At 33.6% G+C, this 17,633-nt stretch carries 14 protein-coding genes; 12 read left to right on the top strand and 2 right to left on the bottom strand.

The features are described from left to right. Positions 1 to 628: 628 nt before the first annotated feature. The gene (locus GYM74_RS06685) at positions 629 to 2,896 is read left to right on the top strand and encodes an AAA family ATPase (RefSeq protein ID WP_220217451.1); all 2,268 of its coding nucleotides are present in this window, start codon (positions 629 to 631) and stop codon (positions 2,894 to 2,896) included. 3 nt (positions 2,897 to 2,899) lie between these two features. After that, the gene (locus GYM74_RS06680; RefSeq protein ID WP_220217450.1) at positions 2,900 to 5,047 is read left to right on the top strand and encodes an ATP-dependent helicase; all 2,148 of its coding nucleotides are present in this window, start codon (positions 2,900 to 2,902) and stop codon (positions 5,045 to 5,047) included. A gap of 273 nt (positions 5,048 to 5,320) precedes the next feature. Here GYM74_RS06680 and GYM74_RS06675 read toward each other — a convergent pair whose 3' ends face one another. Further along, positions 5,321 to 5,617: a hypothetical protein gene (locus GYM74_RS06675; RefSeq protein WP_220217449.1), complete on the bottom strand. Its 297-nt coding sequence runs from the start codon at positions 5,615 to 5,617 to the stop codon at positions 5,321 to 5,323. A 640-nt stretch (positions 5,618 to 6,257) separates the two neighbouring features. Here GYM74_RS06675 and GYM74_RS06670 point away from each other — a divergent pair. The 10 genes from GYM74_RS06670 to GYM74_RS06625 all read left to right on the top strand — a co-directional run bounded on the left by GYM74_RS06670 (position 6,258) and on the right by GYM74_RS06625 (position 16,213). Continuing rightward, positions 6,258 to 6,728: a YhcH/YjgK/YiaL family protein gene (locus GYM74_RS06670; RefSeq protein WP_220217448.1), complete on the top strand. Its 471-nt coding sequence runs from the start codon at positions 6,258 to 6,260 to the stop codon at positions 6,726 to 6,728. 26 nt (positions 6,729 to 6,754) lie between these two features. Then, positions 6,755 to 7,693: a sugar kinase gene (locus GYM74_RS06665; RefSeq protein ID WP_220217447.1), complete on the top strand. Its 939-nt coding sequence runs from the start codon at positions 6,755 to 6,757 to the stop codon at positions 7,691 to 7,693. Positions 7,694 to 8,007: 314 nt separating this feature from the next. Further along, the gene (gene uvrA / locus GYM74_RS06660; RefSeq protein WP_370634058.1) at positions 8,008 to 10,848 is read left to right on the top strand and encodes an excinuclease ABC subunit UvrA; all 2,841 of its coding nucleotides are present in this window, start codon (positions 8,008 to 8,010) and stop codon (positions 10,846 to 10,848) included. 45 nt (positions 10,849 to 10,893) lie between these two features. Next, positions 10,894 to 11,499, top strand: coding sequence for a glycerol-3-phosphate 1-O-acyltransferase PlsY (gene plsY / locus GYM74_RS06655; protein ID WP_220217445.1), 606 nt, complete (start codon positions 10,894 to 10,896; stop codon positions 11,497 to 11,499). A gap of 262 nt (positions 11,500 to 11,761) precedes the next feature. After that, complete coding sequence (gene recR / locus GYM74_RS06650) at positions 11,762 to 12,367, top strand: recombination mediator RecR (RefSeq protein ID WP_255556099.1); 606 nt, start codon at positions 11,762 to 11,764, stop codon at positions 12,365 to 12,367. 89 nt (positions 12,368 to 12,456) lie between these two features. Continuing rightward, on the top strand, positions 12,457 to 13,275 hold the full coding sequence (locus tag GYM74_RS06645) for a pyridoxal phosphatase (RefSeq protein ID WP_220217443.1): 819 nt from the start codon (positions 12,457 to 12,459) through the stop codon (positions 13,273 to 13,275). 18 nt (positions 13,276 to 13,293) lie between these two features. Continuing rightward, positions 13,294 to 14,010, top strand: a complete 717-nt coding sequence (gene truC / locus GYM74_RS06640) for a tRNA pseudouridine(65) synthase TruC (RefSeq protein ID WP_220217442.1) — start codon at positions 13,294 to 13,296, stop codon at positions 14,008 to 14,010. Between the two features lie 298 nt (positions 14,011 to 14,308). After that, entirely contained in the window at positions 14,309 to 14,710 is a 402-nt protein-coding gene (locus GYM74_RS06635) for a DUF4878 domain-containing protein (protein WP_220217441.1), read from the top strand. A gap of 101 nt (positions 14,711 to 14,811) precedes the next feature. After that, entirely contained in the window at positions 14,812 to 15,417 is a 606-nt protein-coding gene (locus GYM74_RS06630) for a hypothetical protein (protein WP_220217440.1), read from the top strand. A 382-nt stretch (positions 15,418 to 15,799) separates the two neighbouring features. Beyond that, on the top strand, positions 15,800 to 16,213 hold the full coding sequence (locus GYM74_RS06625) for a DUF4878 domain-containing protein (protein WP_220217439.1): 414 nt from the start codon (positions 15,800 to 15,802) through the stop codon (positions 16,211 to 16,213). Positions 16,214 to 16,558: 345 nt separating this feature from the next. Here GYM74_RS06625 and GYM74_RS06620 read toward each other — a convergent pair whose 3' ends face one another. Next, complete coding sequence (locus tag GYM74_RS06620; protein ID WP_220217438.1) at positions 16,559 to 17,626, bottom strand: tyrosine-protein phosphatase; 1,068 nt, start codon at positions 17,624 to 17,626, stop codon at positions 16,559 to 16,561. Between the last annotated feature and the right edge of the window lie 7 nt (positions 17,627 to 17,633).

Raw genomic sequence — 17,633 nt, 5'->3', positions numbered from 1 at the left:
CGCCAGAAAGGAGAATAAGTAAAGAATTTACTCAACAACAATTAATGACTATTGCAATTAACTCTGAAAACCTTAGCTATAAATTTAAACGTCAATATAAAGCATTGTTGAATATCAGTAATGATATCCTAGGAAATCACACATTACTCTCCTTAATAAAAGAAGATTAACATCATTTTGATTCTCTAAGAATATTTTCTAATAATGAACAAAAACAATTTGATGAGCAAATACTTAGTTTTACCAAAATACTTATTGATTCTTTAAATGAGAAATACCTCAATACATTTCTTAATAAAGAGCAATTTGAAACTATTAGAGGTAGCATTACTCGCTTGAATGTGATGCTAACCAATTGTAATATTACTGATTGTGAAAGCTATATTTCATTTTAAAAAAGCTTCAAGAATTAAGATCTAAAGGTGTGGTTCATAGTAAAGGTCGTGGTTACCAAAAATACACTCAAAATCTTGATTTTGAAAATAGGAGTTTACAAGATTTATTTTTTGAAATTATTAAGCAAGCTGTCGATTTTTTAAATTTCCTTTATGAACAAACAAAGCAAAAGAACTTTGTGAAAAAAATATAAACAAAATGTTAAGTTGATGTAGTACAAGGGAGAATAAGGATGTATTTGGAAAGTTTTACAATAAAAAATTATCGAAAGTTTGGTGAAAACGATAATACAGTATATTTTGTCAATGCTAGTGAGATCCATCATTCATCCAATAATGACGATGATAGAGAATCAAAACCTTCAATATCTCCGTCAAGTACATTAATTATTGGTAAAAACAATACTGGAAAATCAACAATTACTAATGCGTTATCTTTCATTACTGAAGAAAGAAACAAATCTCTTAAATCGTCTGATTTCAATATATATTATTTAAAAAAATTACTTAATAAATATCTAAAAATTTATAAAGCAGATGAGTCATTCGAAAACCTTCCAACTCCTGAGTTAGAGTTCATACTTAGGGTAAAAATCGACTTTAATGGACATCAAGATCTTATTACAAACCTTTCCCATTTAATCACATTAAGTCATAATGAAATAGAAGAACCAATTGAAATAAAAGTTATATATGAATTAAAAGATACCCAAATTTTTCATGATCATATAAAAAAAATAATTGAAGAAACCGAAACCGAAACCGAAACCGAAACCGAAGAAGATCAAATTAATAATAATTCAAAAAATAATTTACTGTTAGAAAAACTATGTGAGCTGCTTGATGATAAATCGGTTATTGAATATAAAGTTACATACAAAAATAAAAATGATACTGATATTAATCCCTTTTCATTGCATAACCTATTTTCAATTAGATATATCAGAGCGAATCGTCATTTAAATGAAAATGTACTTACAAGTGTTTTTCAACGAGTTGTCTCTTCTCAATTCAACGATGAGAGTTCTAAAGATTTATTTAAGAACGATATTAAAAGCATCAATGATACCATTACAAGCAGAGTTCAAGGCAAAAATGAATCTGTTTCTACAATTTTACAGAAGATCGAACATGAAAATCACGTGGGTATGCAATTAAGAGGAAATGTTACGCAAAAAAGTATTCTAAAAAATTTAATTAAATATAGCTTTACTGATGGTGATGATTTCATACCTGAAGATCAATTTGGTTTAGGTTATATAAACTTACTCAATATCATCGGTGAAATAATTCATTATATTGATACTTATGAAGAAAATTGCCATCAAAGCCGAATAAATTTATTATTTATTGAAGAACCAGAAGTATTCATGCATCCACAAATGCAAGAGTTTTTTATTTCTCGAATTGATAATGCCGTTCAAAAAGCTTTACAATTAGCTAATAATGAGTCAGAAAGTATGAAAACACTTCAGTGTCAAATCATAGTAACAACGCACTCCTCTCATATTGTAAATAGTAAAATTCATGGTTCAAATTCTTTCAATAATATTAATTATTTAACAATTAAAAATAAATATTCAGTTGCGATACCTTTAGATGACAAGAATATTTTAGAAGAAGATAGCCCAACGAGAGAGAATGATATTTTATTCTTAAAAAAACATATTAAATACAAAGTATCTGAATTGTTTTTTTCAGATGCGGTTATCCTTGTGGAAGGAGTAACAGAAGAAACATTGTTACATTATTATTTAGAACAGAATAAGACATTAAATAATTACTATATCTCAATATTTAGAATCGATGGAGCTCATAGTAAGGTCTATTTGCCTTTAATTCGAAAATTAAATATTCCTTGCCTAATTATTACTGACTTAGATATCAAAAGATATAGCTGCGAGAAAAATAAAAAACACAAAAAAGATCAACAATGCCCTATTTGTATTAACGAAGATTCTTATCAAATAAATTATGCACAAATAAGTTCTCTGGAAAATAGACATACCACTAATCCAACATTAATTTATTTATTAAACAATTTAAATAACTCAGATAACACAGATACATCAGATAAAACCATTTGCCTCATCGATTTAAAAGATTATTTTGAAGAAGGTTTGCTCTATGCTGTCTATCAAAAAGATCCCATCGAGGGGCAATTTGCAACAAGTTTTGAAGAAGCCATCATATTAACTCATTACAAAAATGCTCTTTTGAATAAAGTAATATCTAATATTAGACCAAATATTTATAACGACATAACTGAAGACGGAAAAAAAATGGAAAACTTAATACAGAATTCATTTAGATTACAGCGAAGTCTTAGCAATAATGATGGCAAATCTGAATTTGCGAGTCAGTTACTTTATAAACTCATTACATCTGATAACTGTACATCTGATAACTGTACATCTGATAACTGTATAAAACGGGAATTACCTAAATATATTAAGGATGGTTTTATATGGTTGGAAAATAAATTAAGCAATAAGGTATAAGTTATGACATTAGAGCAAAATCTTAAACAAGAGCGTGAAATACAAGATAAAATTTTTGATTCAATTAACAAGTTTAAATGTTTTCGATTCAATGCCGGCGCAGGTGCGGGAAAGACTTATGCCCTTATCGAATCTATAAAATATATTCTGAATACAAAACAATTAGAACTGAGAAAAAATAATCAAAAAATCATATGTATAACGTATACCAATGTAGCCGTTAATGAGATTAAAGAACGTCTTGGCAATACACAATTTGTTTTAGTTTCAACTATTCATGAAATGTTATGGGAACAGATAAAATTATATCAAAAGAGCGAATTAATCGACTTACATAAGGAAAAGCTAGAAATTGAATTAACTAATATTCAAAATAAAATAGAAGAATATAGAGAGGATCAAAATCTATCAGCCATTTTTAATGACAACTTAGAGTTATTTTTATCCATGATTCAAGAAACAAAAAATTGCTTTTATGAAAAAAGAGATTATTCTGCAGATAAATTTAGGGAATGTTATACAAGCTATCAATCTGAACACGCTTATCTCTCCTCAGCTTTAAACAATGTAAGTAACTTTAAGAAACTTGTAGAGCTTTTTTATAAAAAAGAGCGTTACACAAATGCGTTAGATAGAATTAATGATCCTCTAGAACGAAAAAAGATTACAATTCTTTATGACAGTAAATCTAATTCAGATCAATTAGCCTCTATGAGGTTTAGTCATGATACATTATTGGAATATAGCCTGTCGTTGGTTGGTAATTATCCAATGCTTGGAAGAATTCTTGTGGATAAATACCCCTATATTTTTATTGATGAATATCAAGATTCTCACGAGAATGTTATAAAGTTAGTTCAAATATTGCACTCTTATGTGCTCAAAAACATGAAAAGGTGGCTAGTTGGTTACTTTGGAGACACAAAACAAAATATCTATGATGATGGCGTCGGTAGTAATATTCAGAAAATTCATTTAGGAATTGAAAATATTGATAAAGTATTTAATAGACGCGCTAATCTACCACTTATTAATCTTATTAATAAAATTAGAAATGACAGTATCCAACAAAAACCGATAGATCCCAGCCGTAACAAGGGGGACATCCAGTTTTTCTATTTAAAGAAAACGGATGAAGAAAATAAAACTAGTAATATACAAAAATTCATAAAACAATATTATAGCACAATTCAGCAAGATGAAAAAATTGACTGTTTGATTCCTCTAAATCGTTCATTAGCCAGTCTTGGAGGATTTGAAAATGTTTATAAATCAATTAGTGATTCTAAAATTATTTACTATAAAGATTTTAATTCTCAACTTCTGTCACATCAACTAGAAAAACTTCATCCTGCTGTGCTTATTTTTTATCATTTAGTAATGTTTTATAAAAAGTTAAATGATGAGAATACAACATATTATGATCTGTTAGGAAAGACTAATAATGATATTACATTTGATAATGCTAAAACAGTAATTGATTTATTTTCTGGTATGAAAGTGAATACTTTGGAAGAGTTACTAAAAAATATATCGGAAATTATTCAAAGTCATCACGCTGATTATACTAATTTGGCAATTAACTATTGTATAAATAACATTTTTTCAATACGTTATTCCGAAATCCAAAAATATAATTCATTTTATGGATATATCAAAAATATGATTTATAAAACAATGTTTGAAGAATCTAACGAAGTTGAAGAGCTAAAAATTGAAAATGACAAAAAAATTCAGAAAATTCTCAACGTTGAATTAACTGAATGGTTGAAATGGGTTTCATTTATCAATGAAGATAGAGATGCTAACGCGAAGGTAATTTATCATACCTATCATGGAACTAAAGGAGCCGAATATGACAATGTAGCTATTATTATGGAACATAATTTCGGCAGTACTGGTCCTGGGCAAAATAAGTTTAAAAATTATTTTTCACATATTCAATCTACTCAAGAAGAACAAAATAGAAAATTGCTGGATAACAATTATAAAGGACAAATAGAAAATACTCAGAATCTAATTTACGTGGCTTGTTCTCGGGCCAAGAAGAATCTATATATTTTATACTTGGATGATATATCTGAAATTAAAGACGGCATTAAAAAGTTGTTCGATAATATACAAGAATTTAATATCGTAAGCAAAAGATAAACTCTTTGATACGAAAAAATGCTTACAAAAGACTTTCACCTACTAAAGAAAACCAACCTGAAAAACTGGCCAAAACTAATAATTTTTTCAAAAAAGTGATTAGATAGGTGGTTAACTGATACTAATTATACGGTAAGAGTTAGGAATATTGTTGGCGGTGTAATAAAAAGATGTGGCACAAATAAAAAGAGGTAGGATTATTTTTAATCCACTCGAAATTAACAAAACATCGCTTCAAGTAAAAAATTGTATTAAAGTAATTGAGATTAGCTATTAGTGATTAATGCCTGGAAAACTAGATACATATTGGATAGTAAAATCAGGGAATGAGTCGACGATTTGTATTTTGTAGTCTGGAAAACTATCGACTATTTGCCATTTACCCACGCTATTTGCAAACGCATCGACTTTCTGAACTTTTAAATCAGGAAAAGAATTCACGACTTTAACTTTATAATCAGGGAAGGAATTAACAATCTTAATTCTTCCATAAATTTTAGACACATCAACTTTGGCAAGCGATACAAATGAAAGACAAATCATAAACATAATAAGCATTATTTTTTTCATAGCATCACCTTTAAGTAAATATTATCTTACTATTTTATCACACCTTACACTAAGGAAGCTTTTTTTAATAATAGTAGACTGGGACAATAAATAGCCTGTTTGCTAAAACGTATCAAATGATATTAACGATGCATTTAAACGCATAGAAGTAAAAAGAATTTACGTAGTTAAAAGCAATGGCGTGATGCTTTTATGTCATTAAATTAAAATAGAAAAAGAATCAGTATGACAACAGGGGTAAGAATGAATAGGGCGCTAAATGAAGTCGCTCAATGTTTAATTAAAGCTACAGAACATTAGTTTGGTGGTTAAGTAACATTAGGGAGTGTAGTGCCAAAAGTTGTAAGGCTAGCTGATTATATTGGTATTCATACGTTATCGACGGTATTTTGACCGTTTGTGAGACAAGTTTAGTAGAAAGCCAATTGTCATTTTTTCTTTCACTTTCAAACCTTTTAGCAATGTTTGCATATTGTTTAAAACATAAAAACCTTTAAAAACTTATTATTAATTGATCTACAAAAATGACTGACTTAAGTATATACTTCTTTTTTAAGCAAAGGTTTCTTCGCTATTTAGTGATAGCGGATAAAGCTAATTTAAGTTATTGCCTCATTTAAGAAATTAAGGATCATTGAGTATGATTTTAGGTAACATTCATCATTTGGATTTAGTCCCTTATTTGCCCGCCAAAATAAAGCAATCGATTGAGTATATTAAAGACAATGTTAATCAAAATACACCTGTTGGGCGTTATGATATCGACGGAGATAATCTTTTTTTTATGCTTTCTGATAATACTTTACGCTTAATTAATGAGGCTAATCCTGAATATCATCATAAGTATATCGATGTTCAAATTGTGTTAGAAGGACAAGAGGGCATGGCGATTTGCACTTTGCCACCACATACCAAGATGCTGGAAGATAAATTAGCCGATAATGATATTGCGTTTATTCAAACCCCTAAAGAAGAAACCATGCTGGTTTTGCAACCCAACGATTTTATCGTATTTTTCCCAAACGAAGTGCATAAGCCGCTTTGTGCGATTGGCAATAAAATTACGGCAGTTCGCAAAATTGTGATAAAAATTGCTTTGGACTATTTATAATTAGAGTAAGGACAATAGGTAACACTATGACGACAAAAATTGCTGTTATTGGCGAATGTATGATTGAATTGTCGATTAAACAAGATTCGACGACCCGCAGTTTTGGTGGAGACACTTTAAACACTTCAGTTTATTTATCCCGTCTTTTAAAAGATAAAGATTTTTCCATTCATTATGTTACTGGGCTCGGTACTGATCCCTTTAGCCAAGAAATGTTAGAAAGCTGGCAAAAAGAGCATATACAGACTGATTTAGTGCAAAAAATGGCAGATAAAATGCCCGGGCTTTACTCTATAGTTACCGATGAGCATGGTGAACGTTCTTTCTATTATTGGCGTAATGATGCCGCTGCGAAGTTTTGGCTAAAAACTTCGCAAAGTGAAGAGATTATTAAAAAAATTGCCCAGTTTGATTATGTGTATTTAAGTGGGATTAGTATTGCAATTTTAGATGCTGAAAGTATTCTTAAATTGTTAGACCTGTTAAAACAGGTGAAAGCAAATGGTGGAAAAGTCATTTTTGATAATAACTTCCGCCCGCGCTTATGGAGCAGTTTAGATTTAGCCCGAAGCGTGTATGCAGATATCTTATCTTATACTGATATCGCATTTTTAACACTGGATGATGAAGATTTGTTATGGGGAGCGCTTCCTTATGAGAAAGTCATCGAAAGAACGCAAAACTTTGGCGTGAGTGAAATTGTCATCAAGCGGGGTAGTGATAGCTGCATCATTCAATCAGCCGAAGGGCGTTTTGATGTCCCTGCTAACAAGATTTCCAAAGATAAAGTTATCGATACCACTGCTGCTGGCGATTCATTTAGTGCCGGGTATCTCGGTGCTCGTTTAACGGGAAGAAGTCCGGCACAATCTGCCGTACAAGGACATTTAGTTGCAGGTACGATCATTCAATACCGTGGAGCTATTATTCCTTTAGAGGTGACACCAAAATTAATTGAAGATTAATTAGCTTATAAAAACGGTCATTTATGACCGTTTTTTTATTGAATTTTGTAACAATGAGTACTTGTCTATTAGTGGTAAAACTTCATTATAATTGATATTTTTTGTCAAAATCTTTCAGATTTTATATACGTTTTAGTATAAAATAGTAAATTGTGCTATATTCATGGGAAATTATCCGTGCATCATTGAAATTGTCCTAACCGACCATATTCAGTTATATAATAGTATATTTACTTCAAAAACACTGGTATAATATACAGTTAATTTTTTATCTAATCTGCTTAAAAAACACACAAAAGAAGAGATATATGTCAATTAAAGATATCGATATTCGTGGTGCGAGAACGCACAATCTAAAAAATATTAATGTTGTAATACCTCGAGATAAGCTTGTTGTCATTACTGGTCTATCCGGATCAGGGAAGTCTTCGCTAGCATTTGATACCCTTTATGCCGAAGGGCAACGACGTTATGTTGAGTCGTTATCGGCTTATGCTCGTCAATTCTTATCTTTAATGGAAAAACCGGATGTGGATCATATCGAAGGTCTGTCGCCAGCTATTTCGATTGAACAAAAGTCGACTTCGCACAATCCGCGCTCAACGGTTGGAACAATTACTGAAATCTACGATTATTTACGTCTATTGTTTGCCCGTATTGGTGAGCCGCGTTGTCCTAATCATAATTTACCTTTGGCTGCTCAAACTGTTTCGCAAATGGTTGACAGCATTATGGCGTTACCGGCTGAAAATCGCTATATGTTACTGGCACCGGTAGTCACTGAGCGTAAAGGTGAGTTTGTTAAACTTTTTGAGCAACTGGCTGCAAGTGGATATATTCGGGTAAGGGTTGATGGTGATGTTTACGATCTTTCTGATCCACCTGAGCTTGAGCTTCAAAAGAAACATACCATTGAAGTAGTGGTTGATCGTTTTCGTATTCGTGATGATCTAAAATTGCGATTGGCCGAATCCATTGAAACTGTTCTGTCAATTACTAACGGGATTGTTAAAGTTGCCAATTTAGATGATCCAAAAGCGCCGGAGCAGTTGTTCTCGGCTAATTTTGCCTGCCCGATATGTGGCTATAGTATATCTGAACTTGAGCCAAGGCTATTTTCATTTAACAACCCTGCCGGGGCTTGCCCTGAGTGTGATGGTTTAGGTGTGCAACAGTATTTCGATCCAAAACGCATAGTACAAATGCCTGAAGTCTCTTTAGCTGCTGGTGCAATAAAGGGTTGGGATCGTCGCAATTTTTACTATTTTCAGATGCTCAAATCGTTAGCTGAACATTATAAATTCGATATTGATACGCCTTATGAAAAATTACCCGAAAAAGTAAAAGATATCTTATTAAATGGTTCTGGTAATACTGAAATTACTTTCGTTTATACAAATGATCGTGGTGATGTGGTTAAACGTAAACATAGCTTTGAGGGAATTATTAATAATTTAACTCGACGATATAAAGAAACCGATTCACCAACAATTCGTGAAGAGTTGGCTAAATATATAAGTCATCGTCCTTGCCCGTGCTGTGAAGGATCTCGTTTATGTAGAACGGCAAGACATGTCTTTATTAACGATACCAATTTACCAACGATTAGTAATTTAAGCACTCAACAAGCAAAAGCTTTCTTTGATAAGTTATCCCTAACCGGACAACGAGCGCAAATTGCTGAAAAAATTCTAAAAGAGATCAACGACCGTTTACAATTTTTGATTAATGTTGGATTAAATTATTTAACGCTTTCACGATCAGCAGAAACGCTATCGGGAGGGGAGGCACAGCGTATACGACTAGCCAGTCAAATCGGTGCCGGATTAGTTGGGGTGATGTATGTACTTGATGAGCCTTCAATTGGTTTACATCAACGTGACAATACTCGATTGATCGATACCTTAACGCATTTACGTGATTTGGGTAACACCGTTATTGTGGTAGAACATGATGAAGAGGCCATTATGGCTGCTGATTATGTGATTGATATTGGGCCGGGAGCAGGCGTGCATGGTGGTGAAGTGGTTGCTCAAGGAACGCCGAAACAGATCATGGCAAATCCTTCATCGTTAACCGGAAAATATCTATCCGGTAAAGAAAAAATAGCGATACCAGCCACACGAACGAAAGTTGATAAGAAAAAGATGTTATCGTTAATTGGCGCCACCGGTAATAATTTAAAAAATGTGACTCTTAATATTCCGGTTGGACTATTTACCTGTATTACAGGGGTATCTGGATCAGGAAAATCAACGTTAATTAATGATACTTTATATCCTTTAGCGCAAAACGAGTTAAATGGTGCTGAAAAAAGTGATATTGCGCCTTATAAATCAATTAAAGGACTTAACTTTTTTGATAAAGTCATTGCGATAGATCAAAGTCCTATCGGGCGAACACCACGCTCAAACCCGGCAACGTATACCGGATTTTTCACCTCAATTCGTGAGCTATATGCTGGCGTGCCAGAATCTCGTGCTCGAGGTTACACGCCGGGTCGATTTAGTTTCAATGTAAAAGGTGGACGCTGTGAAGCTTGTCAAGGTGATGGACTGATCAAAGTCGAGATGCACTTTTTACCAGATATTTATGTCCCATGCGATCAGTGTCATGGGGCACGTTATAATCGTGAAACGTTAGAAATAAAATATAAAGGCAAATCAATCAATGAAATCTTAAATATGACGGTTGAAGAGGGGCGTGAATTTTTCGATGCTGTCCCAATGATTGCTCGTAAATTACAAACATTGATCGATGTTGGGCTTTCTTATATTACAATTGGGCAGTCGGCAACGACCTTATCCGGCGGTGAAGCGCAACGAGTAAAACTTGCAAAAGAGTTATCAAAGCGTGATACTGGTAGCACATTGTATATTTTAGATGAGCCAACAACGGGTTTACACTTTGCTGATGTAAAACAGTTGCTTGCGCAGCTCCACTCATTAAGAGACAAAGGCAATACCATTGTTGTTATTGAGCATAATTTAGATGTGGTTAAAACAGCAGATTGGATTGTCGATTTAGGACCGGAAGGGGGGAATGGTGGTGGTGAAATCATTGCCGATGGAACACCTGAAGATGTAGCTAAATCAAAAATTTCTTACACCGGACAATATTTAAAACCGTTACTTGAAAAAGACAAGGCGAAGTAATATAAGTTAGTACGGATAATTTAAGTTATCCAAAGGAGAAGCAATTTGGCATTTGAAATTATATTGATGATCATTATTGCTTATCTTTGTGGTTCGCTTTCCGGAGCAATCATTATTTGCCAGCTAATGAAATTACAAGACCCGGTACAACATGGCTCTCACAATCCCGGAGCCACAAATGTACTACGCATTAGCGGCAAATTACCTGCTTTACTGGTATTACTTTTCGATATGTTAAAAGGTGCAATACCGGTCTATATTGCTTATCGACTGGGTATTTCACCTTTCTTTTTAGGCATTATTGGCATATCAGCGTGCCTTGGTCACATCTTTCCCTGCTTTTTTCATTTTCGAGGCGGAAAAGGTGTCGCCACTGCATTAGGTATGATGATGCCAATCGGTCTAGACTTTACCGGCTGTTTTGTCCTAACTTGGTTAACCACGCTACTGCTTACCGGCTACTCTTCGGTGGCGGCTATTGTGGGTTTTTTATTAGCGCCATTTTATGTATGGCTATTTAAACCTGAGTTGACCTTGCCGGTAACCATGCTTTCGTGCCTTATCATTATTCGTCATAATAGTAATATTATGCGTCTATTTAAGGGGAAAGAGCCTAAGAGTTTTATACGAAAACGACATAAATTATACTGAAACGTATATATTTTCTGAAGTTTCTTGTCAAAAATTAATCGTAATTCGTTATAATAGTAATATTATGCGTTTATTTAAGGGGAAAGAGCCTAAGAGTTTTATACGAAAGCGACATAAATTATACTGAAACGTATATATTTTCTGAAAGTTCTTGTCAAAAATTAATCGTATTGACTTAATCGTGTAATTCTTGTTTTATCGATTTTTGAAACAAGGTATTATAAATAACATAATCTTTAATATGTGGTAACAAAATTAATTCATGCAAATAAGCCCATTACTTGAAACTCTTATGGAAGCATTGCGATGTCTTCCCGGTGTTGGTCCCAAATCTGCACAACGTATGGCTTTTCACCTATTACAGCGCAATCGACAAGGTGGCATTAAGCTAGCACACGTTTTACATGAAGCAATGATCAATATTGATCATTGCAAAGAGTGCCGAACCTTTACTGAACAAGAAATCTGCACTATCTGTGCCAATAGGCATCGTCAACAAAGTGGACAATTATGTGTTGTTGAAACACCCGCTGATATTGTTGCTATTGAACAAACCGGCCAGTATAGTGGTCGTTACTTTGTGTTGCTTGGACATTTGTCACCGCTTGACGGAATAGGGCCGAGTGATATTGGTCTGGATTTATTGAAATCAAGATTGGCAACCGAATCGATTAACGAAGTGATTTTAGCCACCAATCCAACCGTTGAGGGCGATGCAACCGCTAATTATATTGCTCAAATGTGTGCTGAGTTTGATGTTATCGCAACTCGCATAGCGCATGGTGTACCTGTCGGTGGAGAGCTTGAAATGGTTGACGGCACAACATTGTCGCATTCATTTGTTGGGCGGCAAAAAATAGATTTTTAGAGATTTTAATGTTGGCAACGCTAAAAATTAAGTGTGTTAACTTTTATGTTGCTAGCAAAATTTATGAAAGTAAAAGGAAGAGGATTGGTATGAAATATAAAGCAGTTGCCTTTGATATGGATGGTACTTTACTTAATAGTAATCGTTTAATTTTGCCCGAAACCGTGAATATTCTTGAAAAGATCAGCGCCAAAGGCGTAAAAGTTATTTTGGTATCCGGTCGACATCATTCCGTAATTTACCCTTATTATTATCAACTTAAACTCTCAACACCCGCTATTTGTTGTAACGGATCTTATTTATACGATTTCGAAAAACAACAAGCATTTGCCGCTAAACCGATGAGCAAACAGCAGGCCAAAACGCTATTAGACTTAGTTAATCAGTTTGGTATTCATACTTTAATTTATACTGATAAAATGATGACTTACGAAGTGTTAGACGACCATTTAGCCGGCTTTTTTAAATGGGTTGATTCACTACCGGAATTTTTACAACCCGAAATTAAAAAAGTGGATAGTTTTGAGAAAGTTATTGAGCAAGCCGGAGCGATCTATAAATTTGCTACCAGTAGCTATAACATTCCGGCTTTACAGCAATTTTCAGATGCAGTTGATGCGCTGGGGGAATTTTCATGTGAATGGTCTTGGTCGAATCGTGCTGATATCGCAATTAAAGGTAATACTAAAGGTAATGGTTTAACCCATTGGGCTGAACATGAAAACATTGACCTAAGTGAAATTGTTGCTTTTGGTGACAGTTATAATGATATTAGTATGTTAACCATTGCCGGTTTGGGTATTGCTATGGGCAATGCTGATGATGAGGTGAAAGCGAAAGCGAGTTATGCTATTGGTGATAATAATAGCACTAGCATTGCCACTGAACTTAAAAAACTGTTTTTATAATGGATTTAAAAAATAGCTGTGTTTGAAATCCTTTATCAAGATAATGAATTAATTGCGATAAACAAGCCATCCGGTTGGCTTGTTCATCGTAGCTGGTTAGATAAAAATGAAACTGTCGTTGTGATGCAAACACTGCGTGATCAGATCGGGCAGCATGTGTATCCGGTGCATCGACTCGATCGCCCAACATCTGGCGTATTATTGTTTGCGCTTTCAAGTGAAATTGCCCGTTTGATGTCACAGCAATTTACCACAAAACAGATTGAAAAAATTTATCATGCTATTGTTCGTGGCTATCTATTTGATGAAGCGATAATTGATTATCCGCTAATTGAACAACTTGATAAAATAGCTGACAAATTTGCCGATAAAAATAAACCAGCGCAACAGGCAGTCACTTTTTATCGCGGTTTAAGTCATATCGAAGTGCCGATCAAAGTAGGCAAGCATGAAACAGCCAGATATAGTTTGGTTGAATTAAAACCGCAGACAGGACGCAAACATCAACTACGTAGGCATATGAAGCATATTTTTCATCCCATTTTAGGTGACAGTAAACATGGGGATCTTCATCAAAATCGTGCTTTTAGTCAGTATTTTGGTATTAAACGACTAATGTTACATGCCTCTACCTTAAATATTGTTCATCCAACCAGTTTGAAACCAATTAAAATTGAAGCAAAATTAGATCAGCATTGGCTAGAAATCTTATCTCATTTTCAGTCCAATGATTAGGGTTGCTATTTTCAATAATAGCTAACTCATTAAGCGTACATGACCGCCGTATGTAAAAATTTTGTTATTACCATTCACTGTTTCAATTCCAAGCTCTACATGCCATAAATATAACTACTTATGATAATTAAATGAATAACAAGGAAAAATATAAAGATAAAAATCAATGTTGCTTTGCAATTTAGCAATTGCATAGTATTATTTTTGTACCTTTCCTCGTTGCGGAGTTTTTTTGAGGAAAGTGTTTAAATAACGTTTATATAAATTAATCGAAATGGAAATGAAAATGAAATTAATAATGAAATTTTGTAGTATTTTTCTAATTGCTGTTTTCCTAAGTGCTTGTTCATCAGACGACTCCCCTGAAAAAGTAGCCGAAACCTTCATGAAAGCTGGTTACAATAAAGATATCGATACAGTCATCGATCTTATGTATATTCCAAAAGAAGATGTTCCTGAAGGAATCGACATGAAGGCCATGCTTAAGTCTAAATTGGGTGCAGCACTCGAAGCCTCATTAGAATCAGCAGAACGCAATGGTGGGCTTGATAAAATTGAAACCGCGCCTATTCAATATACCAATGATGACAAAACTAAGGGCACCGTAGATGTTACCGTTGTTTTCAAAGATAAAACTAAGCTTAATAAAAAGTTAATATTAATCAAAGATAATGGCAAATGGTTTATCGAAATGGATTAATATTAGATTAATTAAATTTAATATTGAATTTATTAATGAGTAAAAGGGTAAATTATATTTACCCTCATTTATGTAACATTTCACCTTTTGAAAATACTATTATGAGATCTTTTCGCTATTTTTTAATTATATGGCTACTATTTGTCAATGTTTCGGTGGTCAATGCCCAAGAATCTAGAAATGACTCGATTTCTCAAATTAGCAGTACTTTAAAAATTGGGGATTGGATTTTTAGACAAGGGACAGCCATCGATAGTTTATTAGTTAAACAATTAGGTGGTGGTGAATTTTCACATATTGGCATGGTAATATCAGTAGCGCCTGAAGTTAAAATTATCCATGCTACAACCGATGATTTTGAAAATCGGCCTAGCCAAGTGTTGATATCAACATTAGATGAATTTATATCGCCAGATCTCGCCCAAACCTATGCTATTGCAAGACCTCTTTTTTTGACGGATGAACAAAAGCAACAAGTAGCTGATATATTACAGACAAAATTAGGTGAAAAATTTGTATTAGCATCCCGTGAAAAGCCTCATCTATATTGTACAACGTTGCTTTATGATGCCATTATTCAAGTCATGCCTGATTTTAATGTTGAGTGGCAACACTCTGATTTTGCGCTTTTTTATGGGAATTACCTTTATCCCAACGCATTTGCTAAATATAAAGATTTGATCTGGATCTATAAATATCCGAATTAGTAGAGGTATCAATAATCCTGATTCTTCAAGGTAAATTTGATCATTATTTTTGTGATAAAGTTTGATTTTGGATTATCTCAACAAAATGAATTAACTTAGTCTTTACTAAGTGGTAATAAAATTCATTCATACAAATAAGTCATTGCTTGAAACGCTTATAGAAGCATTGTGATCGACTCCCGGCATTGCTCTTAAACTTGCACAAGGTAGGACATTTCACCTGGCACAATGTAATCGATAAGGTAAAAAAATCAAAGTTGCTTTGCAATTTAGCGATTGCATAGTATTATTTTTATACCTTTCCTCATTTGACCTTTTGCGGTTGTTTTGAGGAATGTGTTTAAATAACGTTTATATAAATTAACTGGAAATGGAAATAAAAATGAAATTAATAATGAAATTTTGCAGTATCTTTCTACTTGCGTTTTTCCTCAGTGCTTGTTCATCAGGCGATTCCCCTGAAAAAGTAGCCGAAACCTTCATAACAGCTGGTTACAATAAGGATGTCGATACGGTGGTTGATCTTATTTATCTTCCGAAAGAAGATGCACCTGAAGGAGTCGACGTGAAAGCTATGATTAAGAGTAAATTAGCAAAATCAATGGAAACTTCTTATGAAAAGACTCAAAGTCATGGTGGACTGGATAAAGTGGAATGTGCACCTATCCAATATACCAATGATGACAAAACTAAGGGCATCGTAGATATTACCGTTGTTTTCAAAGATAATACTAAGCTTGATCAAAAGCTAACGTTAATCAAAGATAATGGTAAATGGCTTATCTCGATGAAATAGTAGAGTCGATTGGTTAAGTTTAAAATTGATTCTATCAATGAGTAATAGGGCAAATTATATTTGCCCTTTTTTATATGCCATATTACCTTTTAAACTGCCAGTATCAGCGCTTTTCACTGCTTATTATTATATGACTACTACTTATCACTGTTTTGGCGGTCAAGGCTTAAGAATATCGAAATGACGCTATTTAGCAAATTAATAGTACTTTAAAAATCGAGGATTGGTTTTTTAGATAAAAAAAAGCAATCGCCAGTTTGAATGTTTTAAGACAGAATAAAAATCTAAATCAAATATAACGAAAATTTAAAGCGCAATATCATTGCGCTTTAATATAATGGTAGGTTAATCAGATTCTAAATAGATAGATTGCATTAATCGGAAATCTTCATCAGTAAATCCTAAAGCCTGTTTAATATAATTACTTGGTGTACCGGAAACTTCTTTCATGGTATTGAGGATTTCAACAACAAAACTTTCACGGGTATCGATTAAGCTAAGTAAATAGCCTAATACATCTTCGTTATCCGTAATCTTACGATAAGCGGCCATTTTGATTTTATTGCGCTCTAAGCGATTATCGTGAGTTAGCATGTAATCGGCAATAATATCTTTTTCAGATACACCGAGCATAATCATAATTAATAATACGCCATAACCCGTTCTGTCTTTTCCGCCTCGACAGTGTTGTAAACTCGGGCTATTGTTGGCATCTAATAAGACTTTAAGCATTTGTCGATAAGCATTTTTCGATTTTTCGCTTAAGACAAAATTACGATATTGCTCAAGCACTTGAATGCCATCACCATTAACTAACTCTTTCGGTATATCACGTAGCACACTTTCAATCAAAGCACGATCTTCATCACTAGGATCAGCGGCAAATTGTGCTGCTAACTCTGCGGTTTGGGCTGATGCATCTAAATGAAAAGTTTGCTTTTCGCCGACAAACGTATTGGGACTGGTTTTGATTTCATTAGTACTGCGGTAATCGATAATTGTTTTTATTCCTAACGCTTTGATATACTCTTGTGCATCCGGTTTTAAACCATACAGATGATTAGAACGATACAACTGTCCCCATTTGACCCGTTTACCTTCATGCCCCAGATAGCCGCCGAAATCACGAAAATTATTTAATCCGGTGATCGGTAAAGTACGTTCGGCAAATAAAAAATTGGGTTGTCCTTCAATCTCTAAAATAAGATAAATTCGTTGTTTACCATTTAAAGGATCATCAAAAATAAAAGGGCTTTGAATTTGCTTACCTATAAGTGTTTTGTCATTGGTATTGGCATTAGCATAGCTTGTCCAGTATAAGCTAGCTGCTTTGCCTTCAATGTTATCAAAAGTGACCTCTAATTGGCCGGCTTTATTACGCATTACTGAAGCTGTTTGAATTGTCGTTGTCATGTTTCAT

This window comes from Gilliamella sp. ESL0405, assembly GCF_019469205.1.
Classification (GTDB): Bacteria; Pseudomonadota; Gammaproteobacteria; order Enterobacterales; family Orbaceae; genus Gilliamella.
The sequence above is the reverse complement of the archived record's forward strand: the minus strand, read 5'-3'. Positions and strand labels throughout refer to the sequence as shown.